Annotated in this window: 8 protein-coding genes; 2 read left to right on the top strand and 6 right to left on the bottom strand. The window is 41.8% G+C overall.

What is annotated here, in order from left to right:
- Window positions 1–126: 126 nt before the first annotated feature.
- On the bottom strand, window positions 127–1,041 hold the full coding sequence (locus tag LZT21_RS11775) for an alpha/beta hydrolase (RefSeq protein ID WP_233937390.1): 915 nt from the start codon (window positions 1,039–1,041) through the stop codon (window positions 127–129).
- A 35-nt stretch (window positions 1,042–1,076) separates the two neighbouring features.
- Between LZT21_RS11775 and LZT21_RS11770 the strand changes: the two genes are divergently transcribed.
- Window positions 1,077–1,484: a nuclear transport factor 2 family protein gene (locus tag LZT21_RS11770; RefSeq protein WP_233937393.1), complete on the top strand. Its 408-nt coding sequence runs from the start codon at window positions 1,077–1,079 to the stop codon at window positions 1,482–1,484.
- Here LZT21_RS11770 and LZT21_RS11765 read toward each other — a convergent pair.
- Together LZT21_RS11765 and LZT21_RS11760 are read right to left on the bottom strand one after the other, a co-directional pair.
- Entirely contained in the window at window positions 1,477–2,643 is a 1,167-nt protein-coding gene (locus LZT21_RS11765; protein ID WP_233937394.1) for a serine hydrolase, read from the bottom strand. The two genes, LZT21_RS11770 and LZT21_RS11765, sit on opposite strands and share 8 nt — an antisense overlap.
- Window positions 2,627–3,607 (bottom strand): tripartite tricarboxylate transporter substrate binding protein, encoded by a 981-nt coding sequence (locus LZT21_RS11760; protein WP_233990995.1) that lies wholly within the window; start codon window positions 3,605–3,607, stop codon window positions 2,627–2,629. Before LZT21_RS11760 ends, LZT21_RS11765 begins: the two co-directional genes overlap by 17 nt.
- Before the next feature lie 43 nt (window positions 3,608–3,650).
- On the opposite strand from LZT21_RS11760, the gene LZT21_RS11755 reads away from it, so the two are divergent.
- Complete coding sequence (locus LZT21_RS11755) at window positions 3,651–5,045, top strand: FAD-binding oxidoreductase (RefSeq protein ID WP_233990993.1); 1,395 nt, start codon at window positions 3,651–3,653, stop codon at window positions 5,043–5,045.
- 127 nt (window positions 5,046–5,172) lie between these two features.
- Here the strand turns inward: LZT21_RS11755 and LZT21_RS11750 are convergent, their stop codons facing one another.
- The 3 genes from LZT21_RS11750 to LZT21_RS11740 all read right to left on the bottom strand — a co-directional run bounded on the left by LZT21_RS11750 (window position 5,173) and on the right by LZT21_RS11740 (window position 8,697).
- Window positions 5,173–6,015 (bottom strand): plastocyanin/azurin family copper-binding protein, encoded by an 843-nt coding sequence (locus LZT21_RS11750; RefSeq protein WP_233990991.1) that lies wholly within the window; start codon window positions 6,013–6,015, stop codon window positions 5,173–5,175.
- A gap of 326 nt (window positions 6,016–6,341) precedes the next feature.
- On the bottom strand, window positions 6,342–7,790 hold the full coding sequence (locus LZT21_RS11745; RefSeq protein ID WP_233990989.1) for a kelch repeat-containing protein: 1,449 nt from the start codon (window positions 7,788–7,790) through the stop codon (window positions 6,342–6,344).
- A gap of 10 nt (window positions 7,791–7,800) precedes the next feature.
- Entirely contained in the window at window positions 7,801–8,697 is an 897-nt protein-coding gene (locus tag LZT21_RS11740) for an outer membrane protein (protein WP_233990987.1), read from the bottom strand.
- Window positions 8,698–8,971: the final 274 nt, after the last annotated feature.

The following is an 8,971-nucleotide window of genomic DNA, read 5'->3' as shown; positions in this document are numbered from 1 at the left end:
CTGCCAGCAGGCTATCAATGAGTTCTTGGGGTACTGCTCGTTTTGCTGCTTCGGTCATCATCATTACTCCTATGGAGTGGGCTTTTACCCATTATTAGACCGTTTACACAAAATTTAGTACACCCCCTATTTTAGGCGCAATGAACGCTTCAAAAACCTGGCTAGCGATTCTTCAAAAGTCCCACTAAAGCAGTCGGAATCAGTCACCTGAACTTCCCGAGGATAAAAATGTGAAGCGCCTTGAATTTCGCAGGAAACATAATTTATTCCAACTTTTTTAAAGTAGTCCTCAAAAATGGGTCCTTGACTCAAAACATAATCTAAATCTTTAGATCCCCAAGAAACATAAACCGGTGGCTCATCGGCATTTCCGAGAATGCTTCTATTCATATCCATGGAATCCATATACCCCGATAAAGAAAATACAGCAGCTACCTTTTCTTTTTCAGGAAAAGCAGCATGTAAAGCTATACGGCCGCCAGCTGACCAACCACCAATTGCAATCTTAGTTTTATCGATATTAAAAAATTCAGCATTTTTTTTAACCCACTGAATTGCAGATACGCCATCATCAATAGCTCCCTCTATTCCTCTCCACAGGGTCAAATTATCTGCAGGGGGCAAATTCATAATTTTCCTTACCTCATCTACCCTGGAGCGGGGAACTGCTGCGGGACTGGAGATTGCAATGGTCTCCCCGGGATCAGGATCCTCTTGAATTAACCGATAGTCAATCGAGAAACAAACGTAGCCTCGCTTTGCAAACTCTAGACAGTATTCGGATATAGCAGTATTGGTAGATCCATTAACCTCAAAAGCATCATTATTTTTACTGCCACGATGAAACGCCCCACCAAATGCCATAATCAATGCTGGAGATGTAACATCCATTGGCAGCCCAATCGGTTCATATATATCGATTAGCACATCACGCTCAATAGGGTTTGTAGAAGAGTGGATAATTGCTCTTTTATAAACCTGATTAGAGATAAGCTTTACCTGAAATTGCTTGTTTAAATAATCTACATCGCTTGATAACATAATTTAGTATTTAATTTAATGAATAGAGGATCTATATGACAAATACAAATGAAAATCAAAGATTGGTTCTAATGCTAGATGATTTTTGTGAAGCTTTTAATCAACATAATCCTGATGCCATTGTATCGATGATTACTGATGATTGCGAGTTTAGACCTCCTATGGGAGAAAGTAGTTTTGGCGAGTCAATTAAGGGCAAAAAGGCAATTTGGGAAGTCTTTACTAATAACTTTAAAATTTTTCCTGACGCAAAATGGGTCCCAAGAAACACGAACCAAGTTTTTGGGGAGCGTGGCTTTTCTGAGTGGACATTTATTGCCACTCGAAAATCTGATGGCGAATTTTTTGAGTTAGATGGGGTAGATTTATTCTTTTTCAGAGGAGGAAAAATTTGCCTTAAAGATACTTATAGAAAAAATCGCACACCAAAAATTTCTAATTGAGGTACTGGACTAAACCTGTTAAAAAATCATCGTCATCAATAGGACTATCTGCTGCTCTAGGCTTTGGTCGCGCGCCAAATGTGGCTACCACGATTTTTTTATGGGGATTGACATAAAGATATTGGCCAAAAATACCACGAGCCTTAAAGGCGCCCTGGTGTATTGCGCCCTTTTCAGGCGGCACTAGCCAAAATAGATATCCATAATCAACTGGCTTTCCCTTAACTTGAAATGGTGTGGAGGAATTTTTGACCCAATCCGCTGGCAATATTTGGCTTCCATTGATCATGCCATCATCAAGTAAAAACTGACCAAAGCGCGCTAGATCTCTTAAGCAAAAAGATAGGCCACCACCGCCAAATTCTTGGCCATTTATGGAATCTAGCCACCAACTTGCAGGAAATTCCATGCCTAATGGTTGCCAAATTTTTTCCTGTAAATACGTAGATAATGATTTATGAATCGCAGCTTTTAACAATGCACCAGCTATGAATGTATCTCCCGTATTGTAGTTCCACAGATCACCAGGCTTAGACTTGCGGGGTAGTTGGGACAAAAAATTTAAAATAGCATCCGCCTGCTGCAAGTGTTGTACTTCTAGCATTTTTCGTCGATCAGAATTTGGATTGCTATAAGTTTCATCCCACTGGACTCCAGAGCACATGCGTAATACCTGCTCTATGGTAACTTCACCATAAATACTTTTATCTAATTGAGGCAAATAGGTACTCACTTGCTCACCAACACCACCTATTGACCCATCTTGTATAGCAGCACCAATAAGCGTTGACGTAATTGATTTAGTTATTGAAAAACCACACCATTGTGTATCGTAGTTATTTCCATTGAAATAATTTTCATAGATCTTTATTCCATTTTTTAAGATACAAATCCCCGTAACATAATTCAGACGAATGTAATCATCTAAATTTAAATTTTGATTTAGTGTTAAAAAATTAAAATTTTCAAAATTAAATGGCTCATACGAAATTGAACTTGGAATTAAGCTTTGCTTAATCTGATGGCAAGGGAAAAAACGATCCAAATTTCGAATCGTTTTAACTCGTTGTGCAAGGTCTAATCGGCTCTCGTATAGCTCTTCTAAGGAGCTAATTTTCTCATTCTGCTGAAGATCCTGAAGATTATTCCATTTTTGCATTAACTGATTTTGCTATTTCTGCCCATTGTTTTGTCTCTTTTGCATACTGTGCGGTCCACTGACTAGGGGTACCTGCTTTTTCAATCGGTATTGATCCGCCACTAATAATTCGCTCTATCACTTTGGGCTGATCAATTGCCTTATTAAAAGCAGCACTTAGCTTATTAACAATTGGCGCTGGGGTACCAATAGGTACAAAAACTGCATGCCATCCCACTGCATCAAATGCAATGCCCGATTCTACTAATGTAGGTATGTTGGGTAAAACTGGTAAACGTTTGGGGCCAGTTACAGCCAATGCTTTTAGTTTTCCTTGCTGCACTAAGGGTAGAGTTGAAACTGCATCCAAAATACCAATGGTGACATTACCCGCCAAAATATCTGGGAGAGCTTTTGGGCCGCCGACATAGGGAACGTGGGTCATCTTTACTTTACCTAGGCGATTTATTGCCTCGCCAGCGAGATGGGATGGTGTGGCATTCCCAAATGAAGCAAAGGTTACTTTATCTCCATCTTTTTTTGCAAGCTCTAATAAGTCATTCATATTCTCAAGTTTGCTTTCACTGCGTGTCACAATTATTAAGGGAACAATTGCTAGCTGGCGCACCCCTGTAAAGTCCTTAATTGGATCGTATCCAGCTTTTGGCAGCACTGCAGGTGCAATCACAAATCCTGCGGCAGCCATTAGTAGGGTATAGCCATCAGCGGGTGATTTTGCAACATCTGCTGCAGCTACTGCCCCGCCGGCACCAGGTTTGTTTTCTATCACAATGGGTTGGCCTAAATCATTTTGCAAACTCTCTGATAGTAGGCGCGCAACGACATCAGTACCTCCTCCTGGCGCATTTGGAATAACAATTCGAATTGGCTTATTGGGATATGACTGAGCAATTGCTACCGGGTTAAAAGCGATGCTACCTATAATGCCAATAACATAAACTAGTGCCAGTTGAGATATTTTCATCAATTAACTTCCTATCTAAAGAAACTTACTTTATATTAATAATATGCAGGTCTACAACCCATTACATGATCCCTTGAGAGATTCTATACCAGGGATTAATCAACATTATTCCCCAACTTACTGGGTAGCAACAGCCGGTACTCCACCGCCAAATAATGGCTCAATTCAAGGGGATATAGACGTTGATGTGGTCATTGTTGGTTCAGGGGCCACAGGCATAGCTACATCCCTTTACTTAGCACAAGAACATGGCATACAGGCCATAATTCTTGAGGCAAATCAATCGGCCTGGGGTTGCTCTAGTCGCAATGGCGGGCAAGGACAAAATGCAAGCGGTCGACTTAGTCGGTCCCAGTGGATTGAGCGCTGGGGCCTAGATACTGCAAAAAAACTTGATAAAGAAATCCGGATGGGATTCGATAACTTTGCACAACTAACTACCGAAATTGAGTGTGAAGCAACTCCTGGCGGGCACCTATATATAGCCCATCGCCCTGATAAATTAGCATATCTTCAGCATGAGGCTGATGTTAAACATAAGATTTTTGGATACAACCCGAAAATTCTTACTAAAGCTGAGATTAAAGAGCGGTATTGCGATGATCATGATGCTCATGGCGCTATGCTTGAAGAAGAGGGAATAGGAATTCATCCGCTTAAATTTAATTTTGGCATGCTTAAAAAAGCACAGGCCTTAGGTGTCAAAATTTATACTGGTAGCCCTGTTACTGAATCTAAAGTAATAAATGGGATTCACCATTTATACACACCTAATGGCGTGCTTAGAGCTAAACGCGTTGCATTTTGCACGGGTGGATATACCGGGCAAAATCTTAATGGAGCTCTTAAAAATAAACTGCTCCCCGTGCTTTCTAATTCTATAGTGACTAGACCCCTAACGAGCAGTGAAATTGCTGCTACACAATTTCACTCTCATGTATTTATTACCGATACTCGTAAATTACGTTTTTATTACCGCCTATTAAAAGATAATCGCTTACAAATTGGCAGTCGAAGCGCAGTGATTGGTAGTGATGCTAGTAATCCAAAGCATTACCAATTGCTGTTAGATGGATTGGCTCGTAAATTTCCGCCCTTGGCCGGAATTAAAATCGACTATTCCTGGTGGGGATGGGTTGATATGAGCCATGACATGATGCCCAGAATCATTAAACCTAACCCGGAGAATAATCTCTGGTATGCACTAGGGTATGGTGGAAATGGGGTATCTTTTTCAACTTGGGCCGGCAAAAGGTTAGCGCAGCGGATAGCAGGAAAAGATCACAGTGAGCCTGCATTTAGTTTGCCAATTTATACATCTCAGCTTGAATACCCAAACCTATTCGGCAAAATTAAATCGGAGTTATTCGCTCCTTTTCGTCGACTAGGCCAAGCGTTACTTTATAAATGGTATTGGCTGAAAGATGAAATTATTTAACGTATAGCCCCACAAGAGTTACTTAAAGTAACGCTAAAAAAATACCAACCTGAAGGTTGGTATTTTCATTTCTGGTGGGCCCACCAGGACTTGAACCTGGGACCAAAGGATTCCGGTTCACCTAATGCTAATGAGCTACTACATTAATGAAGCCCTTCATTCCAGCTTCATAGTGACCGGGCTCAAAGCATGCCATGGCATATTGTCCGGGCTTTTTAAAAGTCCAAACTAATTCTGCTTGTTGTCCTGGTTTTGCTGAGATTTCATTCGTATGATGATGTCCTTTAGCGCTAGGACTTGCCATCTCCTTAGCGTGAGCGATGATCTCCTTTTCTGTGCCAATTACCAGCTCATGATCTACCTTGCCCTTGTTAACCAAAATGATGCGAATCGGCTCACCCGCTTGCGCTTCCCATGTTGCTGGAGAAAACCGCATGGTGTCATCAACGTCTATACGAATCTCCTTCACTGATGGAACAATCACTTGTGTTTGCGCGGCATGATCATGAATATGACCATCGCCACCATGCTGATTAAAGTAGGAAAGGGCGTACAAAGAAGCGGCAATAACAAGGGCCAGACTGATGCCCCCATAAATTAATACTCCCTTTATTTTTATCTTACCCTTGCCTTCCATTAAATACATGGCCAATAAAGACATAGCAAACCCCACCGGAACTACCCAGGCACTTCTAGCAGGAGAATCGGGAAAGTGCTGAAGCCCGCCAGTGAAAAAACCCAGGCCGATTGAGGCAACAATGCCAATGGCCAATACATCAGTCCAACTATGATCTTTATCGGGATTAGCAATTTTTTCTAGGATGCCACCAACTAGAAAAATAATGATTCCAAATGCAGCAGTCCAAATGGCTCGTTCGCCACTGAAAAATCCATGCGTAATAGCACCAGCAGTAAAGCTAATGCCCGTATATTTACAAAGAGATGAAATATGACTAAGGGGAAAGTTCATGTCTTCATCTTAAAGGAGGTTGATGAATATCACATTAAATAATCCCAATCGGGGCTAAGTATGTCAATTCCTTCCCCACAACCGTTACTTAAAGTAACGCCTAAAAAAAATACCAACCCTAGAGTTGGTATTGTGATTCTTGGTGGGCCCACCAGGACTTGAGCCTGGCTTATAGGAGACTTGATTGTTAGTCCCAATCTTAATGAACGGCCAATAGAAAATAAATTCCTAATAGCTCTCATCCTTAAGGCGCAAGCTTAGGCTCCCAAGTGCATTTAAATAAGCAATAATTTATACCGTCTTACTGCCACTAAAATGCTCTTGCTTTAGGGTGTATATTTCCACAGATCATTTAAGTAACCTGCGCTATTGGTTGCGTCATACCCAAAGCCGCCAAATATCCATAAGTTGCCACTCAAATCTGTCCAACCGATACTGTCTTTTCTGCCGCCAGGTTGGTTAGTTGAAGCCAGCATCCCCATGCTTCCATAAACTCCGACCCCATTGATTTCACTACTACCACCCATCCAAGTCCATTGATTGTTGGTGGGAGTGTATTTCCATAAATCATTTAAATAGCTAGCAGTCCCTGGGAGAACAGGTGGTGGAGGTGTTGATGCTCCGTTGCCATCCCCGCCGAACATCCATAAGCTTCCACCTGCATCTATCCACGAAAACGGGGTGCGGTGAAATCTAGCACCTGGCACGTTATTAGGCGAAGCCTCCCCTTGAGATCCGTATACACCATATGCCTTATATCTCCTATCTCCACTCATCCACACCCATTGTTTCGTAGTTGGGCTATATTTCCATAAATCATTCAAAATGCCTTGAGGATTACCGAGACCATCAAAGCCTGAACCGCCAAATAACCACAAGTTACCGCCACTGTCGAGCCAACTAATCGCATCTAATCTTGAGCCAGGCACAGTAGTGCTAGTTGCTATACCCTGAACCTCATAAGTTCCCGAGACATTTGTACTGTAGCTAGAACCTGTCTTACCGGCGCCCGATCTAAATGTCCAGGTGCTATCGCCTGGATTAAATTCCCATAAGTTGTTATAAGTCGTTGTAGTTGCAAGATCACTTGCGCCACCAAAAAACCAAAGATGGCCATCCTTTGAGGTCCAACCAATTGCGCCAAGTAATCCACCTGGTGTATTAGAAGTGCTAGCAACATCTTTGGCGCCATAAGCTGGGGATGCGCCAGTTGATTTACTTCCAGATACCCAAGTCCATTCATTTGTCGTAATGCTAAATTTCCATAGATCATTTAATGTGCCAGGTAACAAATTTAGCTCATCAAAACCATATCCCCCATATAGCCACAAATTACCACTGGAATCATGCCAACTTACTGCCCCCATCCGGGCTCCTGGAACATTCCTTGCACTAGAAATTCCCTGGATTCCATAAATACCTGATGCATTGGCTGCAGAAGAGCCGCTTACCCAAGTCCATAAATTCGTGCCTGGAGAATATTTCCATAAATCATTTAGAAAAGTCGTGGTGCCATTCCAGCCTCCAAACATCCATAAGTTACCGCTACTATCAGTCCAGCTAATAGAGATATAACGACTTCCTGGGATATTGGTCGCGCTTGATGACCCTTTAGTGCCATAAACACCTGGGGCGCCCGTCTGATTACTGCCTCCCACCCAAGTCCAACTCGATGTCGGTGAAGATGACGTGCAGTTTACATTGCAGCCAGATGAACCGCCTCCACAAGAACCTAAGGTAGCAATTGCAATTAACAGCAACGCATATCTAATCATTGATTTCAATTTAAAAAGCTTTATTCAGTGTAATTGTTAATGCCTGGGTTGTAACATTGCCTGAACTAGTACCAGTATTTGTTCCAGTTCTTGTTCCGCCAATGGCAGGATTATCGGCCCACGCACCGCCCCAATTACTGGTCTGATTTCCTGTTACCGAGTAGGTATAGCTCATATCCAAAAACCAAGTTGGGTCAATAAAGTATGTGGCTCCAATCACTGCACCCGCCCCAAACACCCATTGTGAAGCTGAATAACTTGATGGTGTACTAAGTCCTGTAACGCTGGTTGTTAAACCATTCATGTCAGCAAACCCAGTAATTTGATTAATGTTGTATTTGGTTTGAGCCAATGTAGGGCCTGCGCCAAAGTAGACATAACTTTTCTCAAAAGATCGACCAATAAATGGCATTAGAGACATCTGATGATTGATGGTTTGCTGATAAGAACGAACAACATAATTGCCATTAAACGGCGTATATGTGCCTGCTTGATAGTAGCCCCCAGATTGAGGAATCAACATATTATTTACAGTGGAGGTTGTACCTAAATAGCTATAAGCAAATTTTCCACCCCACATCCAATTACTTCCAGAAAAATGCTGAAAGTAACCGGCTTGTAATGATGGGGCTGCTGTATTTTGATTTCCTAAAGTAACTCCGGTTGATCCTGCGGCTGATCCAGTAATTGAGGCCTGTGGAATTCCTAACTTATCTTGGGTGGGAGGTGTATAAGACGTGCCTCTACCATAAGTATTTTGATTACTAAAACCAATCGTATTTTCACTAACGCCTAAGCCAACAAAAAAAGCTGATTGCGGCACGATTGAAACTGAGCTGGTTTGCGCTAAAGTGCATACACTAAAGCTAAAAGCTATTAATGCAACAGCCTTTGATTTAACTTTCATACACCCACCCCTAGTTATTAGTTTAATGAAATATGTAAGATCCATAACTAAATCCTAGCATAGTAAACAGAGAATAAAAAGGCGGAATTTCACTAGATTTTTAATTGGTTTAGCATCTCATTGCGGTCAACATCCGTCACCCTATTAGAGGGTGTCCCATATTTTGTGTAAACGGGGTTCGTTTACTACAGAGGGATTCTCTCCTCATACTTAATACTAAACTGATTTAATGCACCCTTCCAATCTCTGATGGGCATACTCCACTTTTGGCTGA

The organism is Polynucleobacter sp. IMCC 30228 (assembly GCF_021395205.1).
Taxonomy (GTDB): Bacteria; Pseudomonadota; Gammaproteobacteria; order Burkholderiales; family Burkholderiaceae; genus Polynucleobacter.
The sequence above is the reverse complement of the archived record's forward strand: the minus strand, read 5'-3'. Positions and strand labels throughout refer to the sequence as shown.

What these genes read in the sequence shown, in the direction of transcription:
- LZT21_RS11750 (WP_233990991.1), bottom strand. Translation starts at nt 6,015, where the DNA reads ATGAACTTTCCCCTTAGTCATATTTCATCTCTTTGTAAATATACGGGC.
- LZT21_RS11740 (WP_233990987.1), bottom strand. Translation starts at nt 8,697, where the DNA reads ATGAAAGTTAAATCAAAGGCTGTTGCATTAATAGCTTTTAGCTTTAGT.
- LZT21_RS11765 (WP_233937394.1), bottom strand. Translation starts at nt 2,643, where the DNA reads ATGCAAAAATGGAATAATCTTCAGGATCTTCAGCAGAATGAGAAAATT.
- LZT21_RS11745 (WP_233990989.1), bottom strand. Translation starts at nt 7,790, where the DNA reads ATGATTAGATATGCGTTGCTGTTAATTGCAATTGCTACCTTAGGTTCT.
- LZT21_RS11770 (WP_233937393.1), top strand. Translation starts at nt 1,077, where the DNA reads ATGACAAATACAAATGAAAATCAAAGATTGGTTCTAATGCTAGATGAT.
- LZT21_RS11775 (WP_233937390.1), bottom strand. Translation starts at nt 1,041, where the DNA reads ATGTTATCAAGCGATGTAGATTATTTAAACAAGCAATTTCAGGTAAAG.
- LZT21_RS11760 (WP_233990995.1), bottom strand. Translation starts at nt 3,607, where the DNA reads ATGAAAATATCTCAACTGGCACTAGTTTATGTTATTGGCATTATAGGT.
- LZT21_RS11755 (WP_233990993.1), top strand. Translation starts at nt 3,651, where the DNA reads ATGCAGGTCTACAACCCATTACATGATCCCTTGAGAGATTCTATACCA.